The organism is Roseovarius sp. MMSF_3359 (assembly GCF_030733385.1).
Taxonomy (GTDB): domain Bacteria; phylum Pseudomonadota; class Alphaproteobacteria; order Rhodobacterales; family Rhodobacteraceae; genus Roseovarius.
The window spans coordinates 228,813-251,275 of sequence record NZ_JASHJC010000006.1 but is presented as its reverse complement, the minus strand read 5'-3'; the positions used below and the strand labels follow the sequence as shown (position 1 = coordinate 251,275).

Below are 22,463 nucleotides of genomic sequence, written 5' to 3'. Positions count from 1 at the left end.
CCGGAATTCGCACAAGACGGACCCCATGACCGACAGCAGCAAAATCCTGGCCGAGATGAACGACCGCTCCCGCGAGGTGTTTCGCCGGGTTGTCGAGGGGTATCTTGCCAGTGGTGATCCCGTTGGTTCGCGGACCCTGACCCGCGACATGAGCGAGAAGGTTAGTGCGGCAACGATCCGCAATGTCATGCAGGATCTGGAATATCTCGGCCTGCTCGACAGTCCGCATATCAGTGCCGGTCGGATCCCGACCCAGGAAGGGCTGCGGATGTTCGTGGACGGGTTGCTCGAAGTGGGTGACCTGGAAAACACCGACCGGCAGATGATTGACGCCACGATGGGTAGTAATTCGGATGATGTGGCGGCGGCGCTTGATCGCGTCGGATCGGCGCTATCCGGCGTGACCCATGGTGCCTCGCTGGTGCTGACGCCGAAACATGAAGCCCCGATCAAACATATCGAGTTTGTGAGCCTCGGCCATGATCGCGCCCTCGTGGTGCTGGTCTTTGCCGATGGCCATGTGGAAAACCGGGTGTTCAACCCGCCGCCGGGGCAGACACCAAGTTCGATGCGTGAAGCCGCGAATTTCCTGAACGCGCTGATCGAGGGTAAGACGCTTTCGGAGGTGCAGTCCGCCATTGCCGCGCAGATTGACGCACGGCGGCAGGAGATCGACCAATTGTCTCATGCGATGGTCGAAAGCGGCCTCGCCGTATGGGATGGGGACGGCGACAGTTACGAGCGCCTGATCGTGCGGGGCCGCGCGAATCTTCTGAATTCCGAGACTGGCGAAGAAGACCTGGACCGTATCCGGACGCTTTTCGATGACCTTGAGCGCAAGCGTGACATTGCCGAATTCCTCGAACTGACCGAGGAAGGCGAAGGTGTGCGCATTTTTATTGGCTCTGAGAACAAACTTTTCTCACTTTCGGGTTCCTCTTTGGTGGTCTCTCCATATATGAACGCTGATCGAAAGATTGTGGGTGCGGTGGGCGTGATTGGCCCGACCCGCCTGAACTACGGACGGATCGTGCCGATTGTGGATTACACGGCGCAACTGGTTGGCAAATTGATCGCCGACCGGGGTTAGAGGTGAAAAAGATGGCAGAAGCGAAAAACGAAGAATTCCTGGACGACATCGAAGCGGCCCTGGCCGAAGAGCTTGAGGCGGAAACCGCTGAAATCACTGATGAAGAAGCGGAAATTGACGCGCTTCGGGCGGAGCGGGACGCGCTGCAGGACAAGTTCATGCGCGCCTTGGCGGACGCCGAAAATGCGCGCAAACGCTCCGATAAGGATCGGCTTGAGGCGGCAAATTACGGTGGCTCAAAGCTCGCCCGCGATATGCTGCCCGTCTTCGACAACATGAAACGCGCCCTCGAATCAGCCACCGAAGAGCAGCGCGCCGCGGCACCTGCGTTTTTCGAAGGCATCGACCTGACCATGCGGGAGCTGCTCAACGTCTTTTCCAAGCACGGCATCCGGTTGATTTCGCCCGAGGTCGGCGACCGGTTTGATCCGCAGGAGCACGAAGCGATGTTCGAAGCGCCCCTGCCCGGCACCAAGGCCGGTGAGATCATTCAGGTCTCTGCCGAGGGTTTCATGCTGCATGATCGCATCCTGCGACCGGCGCAGGTTGGCGTTTCGTCGATGAAAGACTAACCTGCCGTGGCCGAACTATCGGCCCGAAATACAGGTAAGTTCATGCGTATCCTTCTGACCCTTATCGTGGCGCTGACCGTTTTGGCGCCCGATGCCCGCGCGCAGACATATCCCGATTACTCCGAGATTTACGTCAACGACTTCGCCGATCTTTTGACGGATGAAGAAGAGGACGACATTCGATCCGATTTGAAGCGGCTCCGCTCGGAGGAGGGTGTTGAATTCACGGTTGTGACGATCAACACCATGCAGGATTTTGGCCACACCGGCGCGATTGAGCCATTCGCCACCGGGCTTTTCAATCATTGGGGGGTCGGGGATGCCACACGGAATGATGGTGTGATGATGCTGATCGCCCGCTTTGACCGGAAAATGCGGATCGAGGTTGGTTCGGGCTATGGGCGCAGTAAGGATGCGCCGATGAAGGCGATTATCGACCGCGTTATCGTCCCGCAGTTTCGCAACGACAACTATGCCGCCGGGATTGCGCTTGGGGTGGATGCTGTCATCAGCGATCTGACGGATGGCAAATCGGCCGCGCCTGCCGACCCGCTTCATGTCAAGATCTGGAACGGGATCAAACGGATGTTCCTCGCGGTGGGGAACTGGATCTACCTCTTGGCAGCGCCGCTGCTTCTGTTGCCGGTCCAGGCTTACCGCCGCTGGAAGCGGGACCGGGCGCGGATCTGTCCGAATGACCAATGCCCTATGATCCGTCTGGATGATCATTCCGAGGATGCTCATCTGGAAGAAGGTCAGATCGTCGAAGAGCACCTGAAAAGCGTGGACTACGATGTGTGGGAATGCCCGCTTTGCGAACACATCACCATCGAAGCCTACAAAGCCTGGTTTTCATCCTATGGCGCGTGCCGCAGTTGCAGTTTTCGCACGCTTGAGGCTGAAACCACCACCGTCAAGGTAGCCACGACCACGACGACCGGCAAGCAACGGATCGACTATCAGTGCCACAATTGCCACGACACATATACCGGGTGGCGGACGACTCCGAAGAAAAGCAAAAGCTCGTCCTCCTCGTCCTCTTTTGGCGGTGGCAGCTCAAGCGGTGGGGGTGCCAGTGGTAGCTGGTAGGGCGGTTTCAGCGTGGAATCGTGTCTGAATATTGCCGGTCAAAGACTTTTTGGGTGCCTTCAAAAGCCTCAACATGTTGATGAACGACAAACGCATCCGCCTCGCCGCGCATTCGCGTGACGACCTTGCTGCTGACCTCCCAATCGCCGCGTCCGAGCGACCGCGTCCAGGTGATCTCGACCTGCGCGCTCGCCGGGTCGGTTGGGGTAATCTCCCATCGCTCGCTCACCGCGCTTTCGGTGATCAAACCCGTCTCAGTATCCAGCCGCCGTCCGTGATCGCCGGATATCTCTAGCGTCTGTCGGCCCGATGCGGGATCCTCCCGCCACTCTTTGCGCTCATTTCCGGTCTTGAGTTGTTGGTAGGCCCGTTCTTCCATCTCAACGGGCGGATCGAAATCAACGGGCACCGCCTTATCCGGGTCAAGCCAAGGCAAAGACAAGGTTCCGCCGCTGATGGTCAGCGTTACATCCTGCCCCTCAGGCCAGCAAAATGGCCAATAGCTGCCAGAGATCGCAAGCCGCAACCGATGACCTGCGGGGAGGTGATACGATGCCTGATCCAGGTTCAGCGAAACGTCATACGCCGTATTCGCTACCAGTTCCTCGGCAGCATCAAAGCCGTTGCGATGCCGCAAATTCAGCAGCCCCATCGTGATAAGCGCCGATGTGCCATCCGGCCGGACGTCACAAAGCCGGGCCGCGATCTGCGCCCGTGGTCCGTTTGCCGCCACCTGAAGGGTGAGTTCCGGCGCGCCGAAAAGATCGCGGCCGTTACTGGTCGGCTCGCTTTCAAAGCATAGCGACAGGCGATCATCATGGTTTTGGTCGTCCGGCAATTCTCCGGGTCCGAACCCGAAAGGAAAGAATTCACCGCAACTGCGCCCACATCGCAAATCAGTCACTAATTCCGCTGAAAACGGCGCTCTATGGCCAAGTGTGCCGTCGCCAAGGCCGAGTTCTTCGATCTCGACGGCGTCGCGCGGATCACCCTTCAATCCAAACCATCGACCAGGCCGGAAGGAAAGGGCTGGATCCGGTTTGATGCTGTCCATCACATAGGTTCGATAGGTGGGGTCGGCCTCAACGCCCGTATCGACGCCTTTTAACCAGTGATCCCACCACCTGAGCGCCTTACCAAGATAGTCAATGGACGGCTCAATGGTGCTGATGTTCGGGTATTTGTGGTTCCACGGTCCGGCGACGCCTTTGACCGGGGCGCTCATCCCGCCCACCAATGCCGCCATGGCGTTGCGATAGCCGTCATGCAGCCCGCCCATCACTAGAACCGGTGCCTTTATTGCACCGTAGTCTTCGCAAACCGATCCGTGTTTCCAGTAATCGTCGCGGTCCGCATGGTGCATCCAGCGGCTTGCCAGAAACGGCGCGTTTTCCAGTCGCTGAAGCCACATCTCGCGCCAATCAGGGCGCAGCGCCGGATCCGGTGGCATCGAAAACCAGGAAGAGACGGTCGCGGCCCAGCCGATATTTTCGCTAAGTTGAATGCCGCCTTTGTAATGGATGTCATCGTGGTAACGATCGACCGTCGTGCCAATGCTGATGACCGCCTTGAGCGCCTCGGGCGCGCGCGCCGCGATCTGAAGCCCGTTGAACCCGCCCCAACTGATCCCCTGGATCCCGACCTTTCCGGTGCACCAGGGCTGTGCCGCGATCCAGTTGATGATGTCGACGCCATCCTGCAATTCCTGCTCGGAGTATTCGTCGTCAAAGAGCCCTTCACTATCGCCGCACCCTCGCCGATCCACCCGAAGGCAGGCGTATCCGGCGCGGGCGAAATGCAGGTGCATGCCGTGGTCTCGCGCTGCCGTACCGTCGGATTTTCGATAGGGCAAATACTCAAGTATCGCAGGAACAGGCTCTGATTCCGCGTTATCAGGCATCCAAACCCGCGCCGACAGGCGCGTACCGTCGGGGAGCGTTATCGCCATATCCGGATGAATGATCATCGCAGCAAATCCTTGAGCTCGTAGATCAGGTTTAACGCCTCCCGCGCGGTCAGGTCATCGGGGAGGACTTCTGCAAGCCGCTCCTCGACTTCGGAGGTTTTTGTGGGGACAGGAGGCGGTGGCGGTGTCGCGGCAAAAAGTGGCAGGTCGTCAATCAATGCTTTCTGCGCGGTGCCGCCTTCGCGTTCACCCTTTTCCAGCGCATCGAGAACCACCCGCGCCCGTGCAACGACAGCATCCGGCAGCCCGGCGAGCTTGGCGACCTGCACCCCGTAAGAACGATCCGCAGCACCTTGCCGGACCTCGTGCAGGAAAATCACCTCGCCATCATGTTCCTTGACCGCGACGGTGGCGTTTTCGACGCGCGCCAGCTTGTCGCTGAGATTCGTCATTTCGTGGTAATGGGTCGCGAATAGGGCGCGGCAGCCGTTCACGTCATGCAGGTGTTCAAGCGTCGCCCAGGCGATTGAGAGGCCATCATAAGTGGCCGTGCCGCGCCCGATTTCATCGAGGATCACCAGCGCATGATCGTCCGCCTGGTTGAGTATGGCCGCGGTTTCGACCATCTCAACCATGAAAGTGGACCGGCCCCGCGCCAGGTCGTCGGACGCGCCCACCCGGCTGAACAGCTGGCTGACCAGCCCGATATGCGCCGAATGCGCGGGTACATAGCTGCCCATCTGCGCCAGCACGGCAATCAGCGCATTCTGCCGCAGGTAGGTCGATTTACCTGCCATGTTCGGGCCGGTCAGCAGCCAGATATTGGCGCCATCGCCCAGATCGCTGTCATTGGCGATGAAAGGGCTGCCGTCCTGCGTTCGCAGGGCCTGTTCGACAACCGGATGGCGTCCGTCGGTTATCTTGAGCGCGCGGCTGGTATCGACCTTGGGCCGACACCAGTTCTCTCCGGTTGCGAGGTCAGCAAGCGCCGTCGTCAGATCCATCTCGGCCAGGGCACGGGCGGCCTGCGCGACCTCGGCGGATTTTTCCAGAATGGCGTCTTTCAGGGTGTCATAGAGCCGCTTTTCGATCTCAATCGCCCGTCCGCCAGCATTCAGAATCCTGGTTTCCATCTCGCTCAGGGGGACAGTGGTGAAGCGGACCTGATTGGCCGTGGTCTGGCGATGTTTGAACGTCTCGCTCAGCGGCTCCGACAGCATTTTGTCGGCATGAGTACTGGTGACTTCGACGAAATAGCCCAGCACGTTGTTGTGCTTGATCTTGAGGGATTGGATGCCGGTCAACTCGGCGTACTCCGCCTGCATCGCCGCAATCACGCCGCGTCCTTCGTCTCGCAACTTGCGGCAATCGTCGAGTTCGGCGTCATAGCCTTCGGCAATGAACCCGCCGTCGCGGACCAGCAATGGGGGTTCAGCTACAAGTGCCCGTTCCAGCATTTCAGTCAGGTCGCTGTGACCCCGAAGCGATCCGATGGCGGCCTGCAACAAGGCCGGGAGATCATGGGTCGCCAACAGCTCTGCCAGCTCGGCGGCCTGTTCCAGCCCATTGCGAATGGCGGCAAGATCGCGCGGCCCCCCGCGGTCAAGCCCCAGCCGGGACAGTGCCCGATCGAGATCTGGCACTTTGCGCAGTGTTTCGCGCAACTGTCCTGACAATCGAGACTGTTCCACCGCAAAAGCCACGGAATCGTGCCGTGCGTTGATCACATCCAACTGCCGCGACGGGCTCGACAAGCGTCGCTCCAATAGTCGCCCGCCCCCGGCGGTGACGGTGCGATCAATCGACGACAGCAACGATCCGGCACGCCCACCGGAAAGCGCATGTGTCAGTTCGAGGTTACGCCGTGTCGCCGCGTCGATCTGCAGAACCTCGGTATGATCTTCCCGTACCGGCGGGCGCAGCAAAGGCAGCTTACCCTTCTGGGTGATCTCCAGATACTCGACAATCGCGCCCATCGCCGCAATCTCGGGGCGGGAAAACTGCCCGAAGGCATCCAGGGTCCCAACCCCGAAGAGCGCGCAGAGGCGTTTTTCGCCCCCGGTGCTGTCAAAGGCTGCGCGGCCAAGGGGCGTGTATGATGCGCCAGATTCAGTCACTATTTCTGCCAGGTCCGTGCCATCCGCGATCACAACCTCGCTTGGCGCGAGTCGCGCAAGCTCCGGCCCCAGGCGGACCGCGGATATCGGCATGACCCGGAAAGACCCGGTCGAGATATCGACCCAGGCCAGCGCATGTGCGCCGCGGACCTCGGCAAAACTGGCCAGGTAATTGTGCCGCCTTGCGTCAAGCAGGCTCTCCTCCGTCAAGGTTCCGGGCGTGACCAGCCGGATCACGTCGCGCTTTACGACGGATTTCGACCCGCGCTTTTTCGCTTCCGCCGGGCTTTCCATCTGCTCGCAGACGGCGACGCGGAAGCCTTTACGGATGAGGGTCAGCAGATACCCTTCGGCGGAGTGAACCGGGACGCCGCACATCGCGATATCCTCGCCCAGGTGTTTGCCGCGTTTGGTGAGCGCGATATCAAGCGCGGCACTGGCGGCCACGGCATCATCAAAGAACAGCTCATAGAAATCGCCCATCCGATAAAACAAAAGCGCATTGGTATATTGCGCCTTGATCTCGAGATATTGCGCCATCATCGGCGTCACGGCGGATTTGGCAGACGTCACGATCACCCCCTCGGTTCGCCGGGAGCTTACAAACCGACAGGCATGGGCGAAAGGTAAAACCGCCATCCGGTTGAGGCTTTTCCAAAGCCCGGCTATGGATGCCTGATACCGTTCCGAGATGACAGGCACCGATCATGGCAAAAACCAAGTTTACCCCCGAAGAGGCGCTGGCCTTTCACCTCGAACCCACGCCCGGCAAGTTCGAGATCCAGGCGACGGTGCCGATGACCACCCAACGCGACCTGTCGCTGGCCTATTCGCCGGGGGTCGCCGTGCCGTGCCTCGCCATCGCGGAGAACCCCGAGACGGCCTATGACTACACCAACAAGGGCAACCTTGTGGCGGTGATTTCGAACGGTACCGCCGTTCTGGGGCTTGGCAATCTGGGCGCGCTGGGTGGTAAGCCGGTGATGGAAGGGAAGGCCGTTCTTTTCAAACGCTTCGCCGATGTGAATTCGATTGATATCGAGCTTGATACCGAAGATCCCGAGGCGTTCATCAATGCGGTCAAGCTGATGGGGCCGACCTTTGGCGGCATCAACCTCGAAGACATCAAGGCGCCGGAATGTTTCATTATCGAACAGCGGTTGAAAGAGGTGATGGATATCCCCGTCTTCCATGACGATCAGCATGGGACCGCCGTGATCTGCGCCGCCGGGCTTATCAACGCGCTGCACCTGAGCGGCAAGAAAATCGGCGATGTGCGGATCGTTTTGAACGGTGCCGGGGCAGCGGGGATCGCCTGTATCGAGCTGCTCAAGGCAATGGGCGCCAAGCACGACAATTGCGTCGTCTGCGACACCAAGGGCGTGATTTACCAGGGCCGGACCGAGGGCATGAACCAGTGGAAATCCGCCCATGCGGTGAACACGGAATTGCGTACGCTCGAAGAGGCGATGAAGGGCGCGGATGTGTTCCTCGGCGTCAGCGTCAAGGGCGCGGTGACTGAAGATATGGTTGCGTCGATGGCCAGTGACCCGGTGATTTTCGCGATGGCTAATCCCGATCCCGAAATCACGCCCGAAGAGGCCCATGCCGTCCGCGCAGATGCCATCGTCGCCACCGGGCGCAGCGATTATCCCAATCAGGTCAATAACGTACTTGGGTTTCCCTATCTCTTCCGCGGGGCGCTTGACGTGCATGCACGGGCGATCAATGACGAGATGAAGATCGCCTGCGCCGAGGCATTGGCGAAACTCGCGCGCGAGGATGTGCCAGACGAGGTCGACATGGCCTATGGGCGCAAACTGACCTTCGGGCGCGATTACATCATCCCGGCGCCGTTTGATCCGCGCCTGATCCACACCATCCCGCCGGCGGTGGCGAAGGCTTGCATGGATACCGGCGCCGCACGGCGGCCGATCGTGGATATGGATGCCTATGAGGTGACGCTGAAAACCCGGATGGACCCCACGGCGAGCATCATGCGGTCGATCAACGCCCGCGCCCGCGCAGCGCAGGCTCGGATGATCTTTGCTGAGGGCGACGATCCCCGAGTGCTGCGCGCGGCCGTGCAATATCAGCGGTCGGGCTTCGGTCATGCGCTGGTTGTCGGTCGCGAGGCGGATGTGAAAGAAAAGCTGGAAGCGGCGGGCATGGGCGATGCGGTCGCCGAGCTGGAAATCGTGAATGCGGCCAACACTGCTTACCTCGATCAGTACAAGGATTTCCTGTATTCCCGGCTGCAGCGAAAGGGCATCGACCATCAGGATGTGCATCGTCTGGCGGCGCGGGACCGGCATGTGTTTTCATCCCTGATGCTGGCGCATGGTCATGGCGACGGGCTGGTCACTGGTGCGACGCGCAAATCGGCGCATGTTCTGGAGTTGATCAACCATGTCTTTGACGCTGACGCAGAGCATGGCGCCGTAGGCGTCACCGCGATCATGCACAAGGGGCGGATTGTCTTTATTGCCGATACGCTGGTGCATGAATGGCCGGACCAGGAGGATCTTGCGAATATCGCTGAACGCGCCGCCGGAGTCGCCCGTCACCTCGGTGTCGATCCGCGCGTGGCTTTCGTGAGTTTTTCGACCTTCGGTTATCCTCGGTCGGAACGAGCGGAGAAGATGCACTTGGCGCCCAAGGTGCTGGAAGCGCGTGGTGTGGATTTCGAGTTCGAGGGCGAGATGACCGTGGACGTTGCGCTCAACACCACGGCGCAGGAGGCTTATCCGTTCCAGCGGCTGACCGGCCCCGCGAATGTTCTGGTGGTCCCGGCGCGGCACTCGGCGTCGATTTCGGTCAAGTTGATGCAGGAGATGGGCGGTGCGACCGTTGTGGGCCCGATCCTCGCGGGGGTCGACCAATCAATTCAGATCTGTTCAACCAACTTCACTGCGAATGACATCCTGAACATGGCGGTTCTGGCGGCGTGTAAAGTCGGCTGAGCCGCAGAAAATCGAGTATCGGGCTGGAATAGACACTGAAATGGGGTGGTATTGACCATCCCCATTTCTCGTTTTCTGGCTTAGTACTTGGCCGCGAAGGGAGCGGCGGAGCCCCATAGCTGCTTCACTCGCTTGTCGCGTCCGCAGGCCTTGCGATAGCGTTTATAGGCCTCTGATTGTCGCTTGGGTCCGAACCGCGTCACGACCAGCTTCTTACCCTTGTAATAGTCCTGGTGGTAATCTTCGGCGTTGTAAAACGTCTTGGCTTGCAGGATTGGCGTTACGATCCTCTGTCCAAGGTCGCTTTGCGCTTTGGCAATGGCAGCCTCGGCGGCTTTCTTCTCGCTGGCATTGGACACGAAAACGGCTGTTCGATAGCTGTCGCCGCGATCACAAAACTGACCGCCTGCGTCCGTCGGATCCACCGAGCGGAAGAACATGTTCAGAAGCTGCGCGCGGCTAACCTGCGCCGGGTCGAACGTGATTTTGACGGCCTCGTAGTGGCCCGTGCCGCCCTTGGTGACCTGCTTGTAGGTCGGGTTCTTGGCTGTGCCGCCGGTATATCCCGAGACCGCGTCGGTCACACCGCGGACGGATTCAAAATCCGATTCGACGCACCAGAAGCAGCCGCCCGCCACAATCAGCGTTTCGCTGCTTGCCGCATGTGCCTTCTGACACTGGATCCCAAGGCCGACGACGATCAGCGCAGCCAAGAGACCTGTTTTGAAGTGTTTGAAATCAATCGCCACCATGACGCATCCTCCGTTTGAAGTCACATTGACCCAAGCACGGACTCCCGCCAAGCGGCTGAAACCAAATCTCACAGGGTGGTGACACCAATTTACCCCTTGGCTCTGAATCAGTGCGGAATTAGCGTGCGCTGTAACATTTGAGGGCAGAAACCCGCCCTCCCGGACAGGGGACTTCTCTAAATGCGAATTGCCATGTGGTCGGGGCCACGCAACCTGAGTACCGCGATGATGTATGCCTTTGGCGCGCGATCGGATTTCGCGGTGGTGGACGAACCGTTCTATGCGGCTTATCTGACCCAAACTGGCCTGGACCATCCGATGCGGGATGACATCATCGCGTCCCAATCCACTGATCCGAATGTGGTCATTGATGAATTATTAGGCTCTGTTCCTGCCCAAAAACCGCATTTCTATCAAAAGCACATGTCACAGCACATGATCCCCGGCGTTCCGCGAGATTGGGTGTCGCAGGTGACCAATGTGTTCTTGATCCGGCACCCGGCCCGTGTTGCTGCGAGCTTTTCGGCGAAGTTCGATAATCCTACGCTGGAAGATATCGGGTTTGTTCAGCAGGCCGAGTTGTTTGACCAACTCACCATGCTTGGCGCTTCTCCGGTCGTAATCGATTCTGCTGATATCCGGCGCGATCCGGAAACCATGTTGAAAAGGCTATGCGCGGTCATCGACCTGCCCTGGGATCCGGCGATGCTGCAATGGCACGCGGGGGGTCACGCGGATGATGGCGTCTGGGCCGCGCATTGGTATGGTGCGGTACATCGCTCCACCGGGTTTGCCGCCGCCGAGGGGCCGCTGCCCGACCTCACCGACACGCAGGCGCAACTGGCCGATGCGGCGATGCCGGCCTATGAAAAACTAAGGGCGGCCGCGCTGGGCAGCTAACCAAGGATAAAGCATCCCGAAGACGCAGCACTATACCGGATCAGCGGCAAACACCCGTCTGATCCGGTTTTATGAACCCGTGTCAGCCCTTAAGGCGACGATCCCTCGCCGCCAGAAGTTTCAGGCGCAGCGCGTTCAACTGGATGAAACCTGCAGCGTCTTTCTGATCGTAGGCACCGGCATCCTCTTCGAAGGTCACATGCGCCTCGGAGTAAAGCGAGTGATCCGACCAGCGGCCCACGGTACGGGCGGACCCTTTGTAGAGCTTCACGCGCACCGTGCCGGTCACATGCTGTTGCGAGGCGTCAATCGCCGCTTGCAGCATCGACCGCTCGGGGCTGTACCAGAAACCGTTATAGATCAGCTCGGCATATTGCGGCATGAGCTGATCCTTGAGGTGCATCGCGCCGCGATCCATGGTGATCGATTCGATACCGCGATGCGCTTCCAGCAGGATCGTGCCGCCCGGGGTTTCATAGATGCCCCGCGATTTCATGCCCACGAAGCGGCCTTCAACCAGATCGAGCCGCCCGATCCCGTGTTTGCCGCCATATTCGTTGAGCTTGGTCAGGATGGTTGCGGGGCTCAGGGCCTCGCCATTGATGCTGACCGCGTCGCCTTTTTCAAAACCGATCTCGATGAACTCCGCCTCGTTGGGGGCATCTTCGGGATGCACGGTCCGCTGATAAACGTAATCTGGCGCGTCCACCGCGGGGTCTTCGAGCACCTTGCCCTCGGACGAGGTGTGCAGAAGGTTGGCGTCAACCGAAAACGGCGCTTCGCCGCGCTTGTCCTTGGCGATCGGGATCTGGTTTTTCTCGGCGAAGTCGATGAGCTTCGTGCGGCTGGTCAGGTCCCATTCACGCCAGGGTGCGATGACCTTGATATCAGGGTTGAGCGCATAGGCCGCCAGTTCGAACCGCACCTGGTCGTTGCCCTTGCCAGTGGCGCCATGTGCGACCGCGTCGGCGCCGGTTTCGGCCGCGATTTCGACAAGTCGCTTGGAAATGAGCGGCCGCGCGATTGACGTGCCCAGAAGGTAAAGACCTTCATAGACGGCATTTGCCCGGAACATTGGGAAGACGAAATCGCGCACGAACTCTTCGCGGACATCTTCGATGAAGATGTTCTCGGGCTTGATGCCCAGAAGCTCGGCCTTCTGACGTGCGGGCTCCAACTCCTCGCCCTGGCCCAGATCGGCGGTAAAAGTGACCACTTCGCAGCCATATTCGGACTGCAGCCATTTCAGGATGATCGACGTATCTAGGCCGCCGGAATAAGCCAGCACAACTTTCTTGGGCGCGGTCATTTGGTTTCCCTCGTGTCAGATTTGCCCGGCGCTTATCGGGTTTTGGGACGCGGGGCAAGGTCAGGGCTTGCATGACTGCCTTGCCTGGGCCACAGATCACCGGATGGAGAGTTTTCAGGATAGAGCCCGCGCCGCCGAGGCCGCGATGCGCGACGTGTTTGCAGAGACGCCCTTGCAGCGCAACGAACATCTTTCGGACCGCTATGGCGCCAATATTCTGCTCAAGCGCGAAGACCTGACCCCGGTTCGGTCCTATAAACTGCGCGGGGCGTTCAACGCGATGCGCAAGGTTCTGGCAGTGACCCCCGACACCAGACAATTTGTGTGCGCGAGCGCCGGCAATCACGCGCAGGGCGTGGCCTTCATGTGCCGGCATTTCGGGGTTCGGGGGACGATCTTCATGCCGGTGACGACCCCGCAGCAGAAGATCAACCAGACCGAAAAGTTTGGCGGATCGGCGATTTCCGTGCGGCTGACCGGTGATTATTTCGACGATACACTCGCCTCGGCAAAGGCCTATTGCACCGAGACTGGCGGTCACTTCCTGTCGCCCTTTGATGATGAGGATGTGATCGAGGGGCAGGCGTCGGTCGCGGTGGAAATCATGCGGCAGATGGGTGGACTGCCGGACCGGATCATCATGCCGGTTGGGGGCGGTGGCCTGTCCTCCGGGGTGCGCGGGTTTTTTGGCTCGGACCTGGCCTATACGCTGGTTGAGCCATCCGGTGGCGCGTGTCTGGGGGCGGCGTTGAAGGCCGGTGCGCCGGTCAGCCTCAATCATATCGATAATTTCGCCGATGGTGCCGCCGTGGCGCGAATCGGCGAGAAAACATTTGCCCATCTGTCGGATCTTGATCCGGCGGACGCGATCACCGTGGCCGAAGATCGGCTTTGCACGACCATGCTCGAGATGTTGAATGTCGAAGGCGTGGTTTTGGAACCTGCCGGGGCTTTGGCGGTCGATGCGCTCAAGGATGTCGCGGATCAGATCGCGGGAAAGACCGTTGTCTGCGTCACGTCAGGCAGCAATTTCGATTTCGAACGGCTGCCCGAGGTCAAGGAGCGCGCGCAGCGGCATATCGGTATCAAGAAGTATTTCGTGCTGCGCCTGCCGCAACGGCCCGGGGCGCTCAAGGAATTCCTGTCGATGTTGGGGCCGGACGACGATATTGCCCGGTTCGAATACCTCAAAAAATCAGCGCGCAATTTTGGCTCTGTCCTGATCGGGATCGAAACCAACCAAGCGGAGAACTTCGAGATCCTGGAGCAGAAACTGGCGGAGGCCGGTTTCACCTATCGCGATATCACCAATGACGATGTCCTGGCGCAGTTCCTGATCTAGGCCGCGTCGGGCGCATCAAGGGCCTCGAGGAATTCGGATTTCGATGCTGCATAGCTGCTTTTCAGGGCGTCCACGTCAACGGCGTCGCCGCCCCGCGCGGCGGTTTCGTTTTTCTGGCAGAGCGTCGAGAAATGCGAAAACCCGAGGTTCAGGGCGCTTCCCTTGAGGAAATGCACGGTGGATTCGAGGTCCTGCCGGTCCGCGTCGGCGGAGAGTTTGGTCATCTCTTCCTCGACCTCCTCAAGAAAGATCTCCACCACTTCCGAGAAATCCTCGGCCCCAATTTCATCACGCAGTTCGTTTACGCGGTCCCAGTCGATCATAGCCGGTCCTCACCTTTGCCTTTGGTGTGATCGTGACGCGGAAAGATTAATAAACTGAAGGGGTTGGTTTAAAAACTGAGGGCAATTTTAGCATTCACACCCTATTAAGCGGCGGGTCCCAGATTGCGGGTGACCAAGATAGGGCGGCAGACGTGACGTTGCAGGCAACATCAATCGGGCAGGAAGAGCAGGCTGCGGGTGTAATCCGGCAGGTTCTTGTCGTGGATGACAGCCGTGCCCAACGGCGTATCCTTTCTGCCTCTCTCAAACGCTGGGGGTTTGAGGTCCGCGAAGCGGAATCCGGGTCCGAAGCCCTGGAGATGTGCCGCGACATCGCCCCCGACCTGGTGATGAGCGACTGGATGATGCCGGGGATGACCGGTCCGGAATTTTGCCGTGAATTCAGGCAGATGACGCGGGACAGCTATGGGTACTTCATCCTGTTGACCTCCAAGAGCGAAAAGGATGCGATCGCCCATGGCCTTGATGCCGGGGCCGATGATTTCCTGACCAAGCCGGTGAATGCCGGGGAGCTTCGCGCGCGGATCTCCGCGGGGGAACGGATCCTGCGCATGGAGCGGGAGTTGACCGAAAAGAACCGGCTTATTTCCTCCACGCTGGATGAATTGCAGGCGGTATACGATTCGCTCGACAACGACCTGATCGAGGCCAAGAAACTACAACAATCCCTCGTCAGTGACCGGTATCGCGATTTCGGGTCCGCCGAGGTGTCGATGCTTTTGCAATCCTGCGGCCATGTCGGGGGTGACCTTGTGGGCATGTTCGTGGTCAGCCCCACGCGGATCGGGGTCTATGGCATCGACGTGTCCGGTCACGGGATCAGCTCGGCACTGATGACGGCGCGGCTGGCCGGGTATCTGTCCTCGGCCTCGCCGGAGCAGAACGTCGCGCTGGAAAGAACGGAAACGGGCGAATTCGTCCCACGCCCTCCATCCGAGACGGTTTCGATCCTGAATGACCTGTTCCTGAGCGAAATTGAAACCGAGCTTTATTTCACGATGGTGCTGGCCGATGTCGATCTTGAAACCGGCCGGATCGTGATGACGCAGGCCGGGCACCCGCACCCAGTGGTGCAGCGTGCCAATGGTAAGGTCGAGCTTTTTGGTCAGGGTGGATTGCCCGTCGGGTTGATCGAAGGCGCGCAATACGACCAGTTCGAGGTTGCGATGGCCCCCGGGGATCGCCTGATGATCTGCTCGGACGGAGTGGTGGAATGTGCCGATGTGGATGGTAATCTGCTGGGCGACGACGGCTTCCGCCAGATCCTGACCGAGCTGCGGCAGACCCGCAGCATGGCCTGCCTCGAATCGATCATCTGGAAACTGTCGAGCTTTGCTGACGATCAGGATTTTGCCGATGATGTCTCGGCCGTCCTGGTGGAATTCAAGCAAGCCGCCATAATTCTTTGACGAAATGGCGGTCGCCGGAGTTATCAAGCTCGGTTGCCGCGACCGTCGGGCTGGCCCAGATCGTGGTGTGGCCGTCCTCCGTCGGGGGGCCGAGGCGGCGCGTGGGCGTGGCGTGATAGATGGTGCAGATCTTTTCCGCCCAGAGGTCATATTCCGGCATGTAGGTGAACCGGCGATAGGCGCCAAGCCGTCGCGGTTTCGCAATGATCCAGCCGGTTTCTTCCATCACCTCGCGATGCAGCGCCTGCAAAGGATGCTCGCCCGGGTCCACACCGCCGCCCGGAAGTTGCAATTCCGGCTCCGGTTCCGCCTGATGGGTCAGCAGCAGGGTGTTGTTGCGTTCAAGGATCGCATAGACACCCGGGCGCATCGTATAGCGTTGTGTCAAAATCGGGGTTTCACCGAACCGTCGCATCATGTTTTGCCCCTTGGACCCCGTCTTGCCCTGCCTATATAGACGCGATATGCCAATAACCGGCGCACAAGGAAACCCCCATGACACTCGGACAGAAAATCGCCTGGGACGACACGATACTGCCGTTCCAGCTTGACCAATCGGATATTCGCGGCCGTGTCGCGCGTCTGGACGGCGTGTTGGATGGCATCCTCAAGCAGCATGATTACCCGCCGGTGGTCGAGGCGCTTGTGGCCGAGATGGCTCTGTTGACCGCGCTCATTGGGCAGACGATCAAGCTGCGCTGGAAACTTTCGCTGCAGGTGCAATCGAAGGGTCCGGTGCGGATGATCGCCACCGATTATTATGGCCCGGACAAGGAGGGCGGCAGCGCCCGCATTCGCGCCTATGCCAGTTTCGACCGGGATCGCCTGACCGACGGGACGCCGTTCGACCAAGTGGGCGAAGGGTATTTTGCCGTCCTGATCGACCAGGGACAGGGAACCGAACCTTACCAGGGGATCACCCCGATTGCGGGCAGTGGGCTCAAGGATTGCGCCGAAGCCTATTTCGCTCAATCCGAACAGCTTCCGACGCGGTTTTCGCTGAGCTTCGGCAAATCGACCGAGGCAGGTGGCCCCGAGCATTGGCGCGCCGGTGGTGTGATGTTGCAGCATATGCCAAAGGCGTCGCCGCATGCGCAGGGCGGTGGTTCGGGCGAAAGCGGTCTGCTGGGGGCCGAGGATATCGTTGATGGCGAAGAGCTGGAGAACTGGACGCGGGTCAACATGCTCCTGGATACGGTCGAAGACCTGGAGTTGATCGGGCCGTCGGTGGCGCCGACTGACCTTCTGGTGCAGCTCTTTCACGAGGAAACACCGCGGGTTTTCGACACGCAGCCGGTGCGCTTTGGCTGCACCTGCACCGAGGAACGGGTGCGCAGCAGCCTGTCGATCTATTCGGCGCGCGACATCGAAAAGATGACCACGCCCGAGGGTACGGTCACCGCCGATTGTCAATTCTGCGGCGCCCATTACACGCTTGACCCGAAAACGCTTGGGTTCGAGGCGGAAAGCGATCCCGGTGACGGCACCTGACGGCCTCTCTGCGGTCAAGGCGGCGCTGTCGAATACCGGCGCCGCATCGTCCGATTTCGATCTGAACCCGGATGTCGTGCTGCCCCCGGGACGCAAGCTGCGCCCGGCGAGTGTTCTGGTGCCAATCCTCTGCAACGGCCCCGAGGCCCGGCTTTACCTGACCAAACGCTCCTCGGCTTTGAAACATCACCCGGGGCAGATCGCCTTTCCGGGCGGCAAGCAGGATGAGGGGGACGCCGATATTACCGCGACGGCCCTGCGCGAAGCCTCCGAAGAGATTGGTCTTGATCCGGCGAATGTGGAGGTGCTGGGCGAATTGCCATCCCATGAAACGGTGACCGGTTTCATCGTGACGCCGGTTGTGGCGCGGATCGTGGCGCCTTTCACCCCCCGCCCCGAGGCCGGTGAGGTGGACGAGGTGTTCACCGTGCCGCTGTCACATGTGATGACGCCGGAAAACTTCCTGATCCAATCGCGGCGCTGGCGGGGATCGCGGCGGCATTACTTCACCGTGCCTTTCGGCCCCTATTACATCTGGGGCGCAACGGCGCGCATCCTGCGATCCATGGCCGATGCGGCGGGGCGGTCATGAAGGTTTCGGGCGACTGGATCAGAAGACCGGCGTCGCAGGCGGTGTGCGCCATGCTCGCCGGCGCAGGGTTTCAGGCGCTGTTTGTTGGCGGCTGCGTGCGCAATGCGCTGCTCGACGAGCCAGTGGGTGATATTGACATCGCCACCGATGCGCGGCCCGAGGAGGTCATCGAACTGGCCCGGAAGACCGGATTCAAATCCGTGCCGACGGGGTTGGATCATGGCACGGTCACCGTCGTCGCCGAGCACATCCCGCATGAAATCACCACGTTCCGCCGGGACATCGAAACCCATGGCCGCCATGCGACCGTCGCGTTTTCCAAGGACGTGTCTGAGGATGCGCGCCGCCGGGATTTTACGATGAATGCGCTTTATGCGATGGCCGATGGCACGGTGATCGACCCGCTTGACGGCTTGCCGGACCTGACTGCGCGGCGGGTCCGGTTCATCGACGACGCCGGGCAGCGTATCCGCGAGGATTACCTGCGCATCCTGCGGTTTTTCCGGTTTCATGCCTGGTATGGCGATCCGGCACAGGGGCTTGATGCCGATGGCCTTGCCGCCGTTGCCGATCATGTCGAAGGCCTTATGGGCCTCTCGCGCGAGCGGGTTGGGGCCGAGATCATCAAACTGCTGACCGCGCCGGACCCCGCGCCCGCGGTTGCGGCGATGCGGGCGGGGGGCGTCTTGACTGCGGTCTTGCCCGGGGCCGATGATCGTCTGCTGGCGCCACTTGTGCATATTGAAGCGATGGTGGCGGCGGATCCCGACCCGCTGCGGCGGCTGGCCGCTTTGGGTGGCGGTGATCCATCCGACCGTCTCCGGCTCAGCAAGGCACAGGCCCGGCAGCTCGATTTGCTGCGCAATGAGATGTCGTTGATGCGGAAGCCGGCCGAGTTGGGATATCGGTTTGGGCCCGAGACCGGGCGCGATGTCCTCACGCTCCGCGCGGCGATGTTCGAGGTTCCGCCGTCGCAGGGTGACCTGGCGGATCTGACCCGCGGGGCGGCGGCAGCGTTTCCGGTCAAGGCCACGGACCTCATGCCCGAATTCGACGGCCCGGCGCTGGGGGCGCGGTTGAAAGAGTTGGAACAACATTGGATTGACGCGGATTTCGCGCCGACCAAAGACAGGTTGTTGGCCCTGTGACGCGCCATGAGATCATCCGCCTCGGCCAGCAGGGCGACGGCATCGCCGAGGGTCCGGTCTATGCCCCGCTGACCCTGCCGGGTGAGATCGTGACCGGCGTGTTGGATGGCAGCCGCCTCACCGATATTCGCATTGAAACACCATCATCTGATCGCGTCTCGGCCCCGTGTCGGCATTTCCGATCCTGCGGTGGATGCCAGTTGCAGCATGCGTCGGACGATTTCCTGGCGACCTGGAAAACGGATGTGGTGGCGACGGCACTGGCCGCCCATGGGATCGAGGCGGCATTCTTGCCGATCTGGACGTCACCGCCCCAAAGCCGTCGCCGGGCAAGTTTTGCCGCGCGGCGCACCAAGAAGGGCGCGATGGCGGGGTTTCATGCCAAGGGGTCGGATGTGGTCGTGGAGATCCCGGATTGCCAGTTGCTGCATCCCGATCTCATGGCGGCTTTGCCGGTCGCGCAAGCGCTGGCGATTGCGGGCGCAAGCCGAAAGAACGGGATTTCCGTGGCCGCGACGGTGACGGAAAGCGGGCTGGACCTCGCGGTCTCGGAGGGTAAACCGCTTGACGGGCCGCTCAGGATTGAGCTGGCCCACCTTGCCGAAGCGCATGATCTGGCGCGGCTGGTCTGGGGCGATGAGGTGATCGCGACCCGCCGCCCGCCCGAAAAGGTCTTTGGTCCGGCCCGGGTGCAACTGCCGCCGGGATCGTTCCTGCAGGCAACGGCGGAAGGACAGGCGGCGCTGCTGTCCGAGGTGGCGCGGATCACCGATGGGGCAAAAAGGATTGTCGATCTTTTCGCCGGATGCGGCACCTTCTCCCTTCCGCTTGCGATGCGATCGGAGGTCCATGCCGTCGAAGGTGATGGCGCGATGACAGGTGCGCTCGATGCCGGTTGGCGCAAGACGCAGGGGTTGAAACAGGTGACGCACGAGGTGCGCGACCTCTTTCGGCAACCTCTTCTGCCGGACGAGCTCACGCGATTCGACGCGGCGGTGATCGACCCGCCGCGCGCCGGGGCGCAGGCGCAGATTGCCGAACTTTGCCAAACCGGCATCCCCCGGATCGCTTATGTTTCCTGCAATCCGACGAGTTTTGCCCGCGATGCTGCGACGCTGATCGCGGCGGGATATGCGCTTGGGCCGGTCACGGTCGTGGACCAGTTCCGGTGGTCCACCCATGTCGAACTTGTGGCGGAATTTTCAATCACATCCGGGTGATCGTCGTTTTAGGTCTATCCGCAAGGGGGCATTCCCGCGTAGAAATACCCCGAGCAGTAATTCCAGGTGATAAAAAATGCGGATAGTTAAATATCTGGCACTTGTTGTGCTTGTCGCGGGCCTATCGGCGTGCAGCAGCTCCAAGTTCAAAACCTATAACGGCCCCGAGGTCACGCATATCGTGGTCCACAAGGCGGAGCGCAAGATGTTCCTTTTGCATGATCGAAAGGTGCTTGAATCCTATGATATCGAGCTGGGCTTTGCCCCGGTGGGTCACAAGGAGTTCGAAGGGGACGGCAAGACGCCCGAAGGCACCTATCGGATTGACCGCCGCAACCCGAACAGTGACTTCCATTTGTCGCTTGGCATTTCCTATCCGAACGTCCGCGATTTCGCCAAGGCGCAGGCGGCGGGGAAAAGCCCGGGTGGGGATATCTTCATCCACGGGCAGCCCAACAAGTCATCGGGCAACGGCCCCGATTGGACGGCAGGATGCATCTCGGTCACCAATAAAGAGATGGAAGAGATCTATGCGATGGTCAACGACGGGACGCTGATTACTCTGCGCCCGTGAGGGGTCATTTGCCCATCACCAATGTCCACCAGATCTTGCCGTTCTTCTCCTGGAGCCACGAAAAACCCATGTCCCGTGCGTCGGGGGCAAGGATGATCGCCCGGGTGTTGGGCACGTCCATCCAGGCGCTCAGGGTTTCGAGTTCGGTCTCAAAAGTCTCCGAGATGTTTTCACCGACCAGTTGACCGGGATAACCGACGCGGGCGACCCGGTCGATTGGCGATGATCCATCCGAGCCGAAATGCCAGGGACGGTTTTGCACCGACATGTCGCGCGAATGGGTCGCGGCGGCGGCGTTGAGTTTTGCATTGAGCTGCACCGGCGGGGCGCCCGCGGCCTGACGCAGGGAATTCACGGCATCCAGCATACGGAACTGGATCTTGGCGGTATCGCCGGAGCGGATGTTGTAGACCCGCGGCAGCGGCTTGCCATCTGCGCCGGTTTGCGGCGGTGTGCCACATGCGGTCAGGAGCACTAGTGAAGACAACAGCAAAACAAGAATGCGCAACATGATTCCAAAGCCACCAGTTTGATTTCGTTGGCCAGCCATATCCCGAGCCGCGCGCCGATTCAAACCCGGTCCGCGTAAGTTTGCCACTTGACGTTTGTTTGATTTGCGACTGAGGCTTTCACGCCATATGTTATGCCGCTAAGATACGGATAGCTAAATCAGGAGTTCTGACATGTCCGCATATTCCGGGAAAGACCTGAGCAGGCGCGCGTTTCTGGCAGGGACGGCGTCGGTTATCGGGACACCGATGATCGCGCAAAACGTCGATGGCACCGGCACTGTCGAGATGGAGCAGGAGATCTCGCAGATCGCCCGCCGCAACATCTCCAGCTTCCGGTCGCTGGATTGGCAGCCCTATTTCTCAAATCTGAAGAATGGCGCGATTCTCGTCGATATCTCCTCCCGTGCGCTACATTTCTGGGAAGAGACTGGCCAATATACGCTCTATCCTTCCAGCGTCCCGTTGTCAGAAGAGCTGACGCGCCGTGGTCGCACCAAGGTCGTCCGCAAGGTCGAGGGTCCAAGCTGGCGCCCGACGCCCTCGATGCTGAAGCGCAACCCGGATTGGCCGGAATTCGTTGGCCCGGGTCCGGATAACCCCCTGGGAACGCACGCGCTTTACCTGAGCTGGACCTATTACCGCATCCACGGCACCCATGACACCCGCAAGATCGGCCGCCGGTCCTCGAACGGCTGCATCGGCCTTTACAACGAACATATCGCCCAACTCTTCGCGAAAACGAAAGTGGGCACCCAAGTGTTGCTAATTTGACAAAAATTCGAAGGTATCTGCCGGATTGTACCCTAGATGGTTTGCAATCGGCTCCTGTAGCTGATTAGAAGCCCCTCACGAGGTAAGTTTTATGCGCCCGCCATCACGGACAGGTGATGCCGGGACGATATCTGGAGGATACTATGAAGAAACTCGCACTGGCAGCCGCCTTCGCCGCAGCCGCAACCACATCTTTCGCCGGCTCCATGGAAGAGCCTGTCATGGAAGCACCTGTTGTTGTTGAAGAAACAGCAGCAAGCTCCTCGGCAGTTGGCATCTGGGTTCCGCTGCTTCTGCTGGCAATCGTTGCCGCGGTTGTTGCTGCCGACTAATTGTCGAGCACAGAGAATTCCGGAAAAGCA

21 protein-coding genes are annotated in these 22,463 nt (G+C 60.2%); 14 read left to right on the top strand and 7 right to left on the bottom strand.

Annotation, left to right across the window (positions count from 1 at the left end; translation table 11 throughout):
- Window positions 1–25 precede the first annotated feature (25 nt).
- The 3 genes from hrcA to RBB29_RS11265 are packed head-to-tail and all read left to right on the top strand — an operon-like array spanning window position 26 to window position 2,751.
- Window positions 26–1,090 carry a heat-inducible transcriptional repressor HrcA gene (hrcA, locus tag RBB29_RS11275; protein ID WP_306114158.1) on the top strand — a complete coding sequence of 355 codons (1,065 nt, stop codon included), beginning with the start codon at window positions 26–28 and terminating at the stop codon, window positions 1,088–1,090.
- Window positions 1,091–1,101: 11 nt separating this feature from the next.
- Entirely contained in the window at window positions 1,102–1,662 is a 561-nt protein-coding gene (locus RBB29_RS11270) for a nucleotide exchange factor GrpE (protein WP_306114159.1), read from the top strand.
- 42 nt (window positions 1,663–1,704) lie between these two features.
- Window positions 1,705–2,751: a YgcG family protein gene (locus tag RBB29_RS11265; protein ID WP_306114160.1), complete on the top strand. Its 1,047-nt coding sequence runs from the start codon at window positions 1,705–1,707 to the stop codon at window positions 2,749–2,751.
- A gap of 7 nt (window positions 2,752–2,758) precedes the next feature.
- On the opposite strand, the gene RBB29_RS11260 is transcribed toward RBB29_RS11265, so the two are convergent.
- Together RBB29_RS11260 and mutS are read right to left on the bottom strand one after the other, a co-directional pair.
- A complete protein-coding gene (locus RBB29_RS11260; protein ID WP_306114161.1) occupies window positions 2,759–4,717 on the bottom strand; it encodes a CocE/NonD family hydrolase in 1,959 nt (652 codons plus the stop codon).
- The gene (mutS, locus tag RBB29_RS11255) at window positions 4,714–7,317 is read right to left on the bottom strand and encodes a DNA mismatch repair protein MutS (protein ID WP_306114365.1); all 2,604 of its coding nucleotides are present in this window, start codon (window positions 7,315–7,317) and stop codon (window positions 4,714–4,716) included. The genes RBB29_RS11260 and mutS overlap by 4 nt, the downstream gene beginning before the upstream one ends.
- Before the next feature lie 164 nt (window positions 7,318–7,481).
- Here mutS and RBB29_RS11250 point away from each other — a divergent pair, with 164 nt between their 5' ends.
- Window positions 7,482–9,737 (top strand): NADP-dependent malic enzyme, encoded by a 2,256-nt coding sequence (locus RBB29_RS11250; protein WP_306114162.1) that lies wholly within the window; start codon window positions 7,482–7,484, stop codon window positions 9,735–9,737.
- 80 nt (window positions 9,738–9,817) lie between these two features.
- Here RBB29_RS11250 and msrA read toward each other — a convergent pair whose 3' ends face one another.
- Window positions 9,818–10,489, bottom strand: coding sequence for a peptide-methionine (S)-S-oxide reductase MsrA (gene msrA / locus RBB29_RS11245; protein ID WP_306114163.1), 672 nt, complete (start codon window positions 10,487–10,489; stop codon window positions 9,818–9,820).
- Window positions 10,490–10,669: 180 nt separating this feature from the next.
- Here msrA and RBB29_RS11240 point away from each other — a divergent pair, with 180 nt between their 5' ends.
- On the top strand, window positions 10,670–11,389 hold the full coding sequence (locus tag RBB29_RS11240; protein ID WP_306114164.1) for an HAD family hydrolase: 720 nt from the start codon (window positions 10,670–10,672) through the stop codon (window positions 11,387–11,389).
- An 82-nt stretch (window positions 11,390–11,471) separates the two neighbouring features.
- Here the strand turns inward: RBB29_RS11240 and RBB29_RS11235 are convergent, their stop codons facing one another.
- Window positions 11,472–12,698, bottom strand: coding sequence for an argininosuccinate synthase (locus tag RBB29_RS11235; protein ID WP_306114165.1), 1,227 nt, complete (start codon window positions 12,696–12,698; stop codon window positions 11,472–11,474).
- 103 nt (window positions 12,699–12,801) lie between these two features.
- Between RBB29_RS11235 and ilvA the strand changes: the two genes are divergently transcribed.
- Complete coding sequence (gene ilvA, locus RBB29_RS11230) at window positions 12,802–14,040, top strand: threonine ammonia-lyase IlvA (protein ID WP_306114166.1); 1,239 nt, start codon at window positions 12,802–12,804, stop codon at window positions 14,038–14,040.
- Here the strand turns inward: ilvA and RBB29_RS11225 are convergent.
- Window positions 14,037–14,363 carry an Hpt domain-containing protein gene (locus RBB29_RS11225; RefSeq protein WP_306114167.1) on the bottom strand — a complete coding sequence of 109 codons (327 nt, stop codon included), beginning with the start codon at window positions 14,361–14,363 and terminating at the stop codon, window positions 14,037–14,039. The two genes, ilvA and RBB29_RS11225, sit on opposite strands and share 4 nt — an antisense overlap.
- A gap of 152 nt (window positions 14,364–14,515) precedes the next feature.
- Between RBB29_RS11225 and RBB29_RS11220 the strand changes: the two genes are divergently transcribed.
- Window positions 14,516–15,793, top strand: a complete 1,278-nt coding sequence (locus RBB29_RS11220) for a PP2C family protein-serine/threonine phosphatase (protein ID WP_371931483.1) — start codon at window positions 14,516–14,518, stop codon at window positions 15,791–15,793.
- Here the strand turns inward: RBB29_RS11220 and RBB29_RS11215 are convergent.
- Window positions 15,768–16,211, bottom strand: coding sequence for an NUDIX hydrolase (locus RBB29_RS11215; protein WP_306114168.1), 444 nt, complete (start codon window positions 16,209–16,211; stop codon window positions 15,768–15,770). The two genes, RBB29_RS11220 and RBB29_RS11215, sit on opposite strands and share 26 nt — an antisense overlap.
- 77 nt (window positions 16,212–16,288) lie before the next feature.
- Between RBB29_RS11215 and RBB29_RS11210 the strand changes: the two genes are divergently transcribed.
- The 5 genes from RBB29_RS11210 (at window position 16,289) to RBB29_RS11190 (ending at window position 20,818) form a co-directional block, all read left to right on the top strand.
- Window positions 16,289–17,284, top strand: coding sequence for an Hsp33 family molecular chaperone HslO (locus tag RBB29_RS11210; protein ID WP_306114169.1), 996 nt, complete (start codon window positions 16,289–16,291; stop codon window positions 17,282–17,284).
- On the top strand, window positions 17,265–17,876 hold the full coding sequence (locus RBB29_RS11205) for a CoA pyrophosphatase (protein ID WP_371931485.1): 612 nt from the start codon (window positions 17,265–17,267) through the stop codon (window positions 17,874–17,876). Before RBB29_RS11210 ends, RBB29_RS11205 begins: the two co-directional genes overlap by 20 nt.
- Window positions 17,873–19,024, top strand: a complete 1,152-nt coding sequence (locus RBB29_RS11200; protein WP_306114171.1) for a CCA tRNA nucleotidyltransferase — start codon at window positions 17,873–17,875, stop codon at window positions 19,022–19,024. The genes RBB29_RS11205 and RBB29_RS11200 overlap by 4 nt, the downstream gene beginning before the upstream one ends.
- A complete protein-coding gene (locus RBB29_RS11195) occupies window positions 19,021–20,244 on the top strand; it encodes a class I SAM-dependent RNA methyltransferase (RefSeq protein WP_306114172.1) in 1,224 nt (407 codons plus the stop codon). Before RBB29_RS11200 ends, RBB29_RS11195 begins: the two co-directional genes overlap by 4 nt.
- A 76-nt stretch (window positions 20,245–20,320) precedes the next feature.
- Complete coding sequence (locus RBB29_RS11190) at window positions 20,321–20,818, top strand: murein L,D-transpeptidase family protein (RefSeq protein ID WP_306114173.1); 498 nt, start codon at window positions 20,321–20,323, stop codon at window positions 20,816–20,818.
- A 4-nt stretch (window positions 20,819–20,822) separates the two neighbouring features.
- On the opposite strand, the gene RBB29_RS11185 is transcribed toward RBB29_RS11190, so the two are convergent.
- A complete protein-coding gene (locus RBB29_RS11185; protein ID WP_306114174.1) occupies window positions 20,823–21,329 on the bottom strand; it encodes a CAP domain-containing protein in 507 nt (168 codons plus the stop codon).
- Between the two features lie 172 nt (window positions 21,330–21,501).
- Between RBB29_RS11185 and RBB29_RS11180 the strand changes: the two genes are divergently transcribed.
- Both RBB29_RS11180 and RBB29_RS11175 read left to right on the top strand, forming a co-directional pair.
- Complete coding sequence (locus RBB29_RS11180) at window positions 21,502–22,101, top strand: L,D-transpeptidase (protein WP_306114175.1); 600 nt, start codon at window positions 21,502–21,504, stop codon at window positions 22,099–22,101.
- 143 nt (window positions 22,102–22,244) lie between these two features.
- Window positions 22,245–22,433: a hypothetical protein gene (locus tag RBB29_RS11175; protein WP_306114176.1), complete on the top strand. Its 189-nt coding sequence runs from the start codon at window positions 22,245–22,247 to the stop codon at window positions 22,431–22,433.
- Window positions 22,434–22,463: the final 30 nt, after the last annotated feature.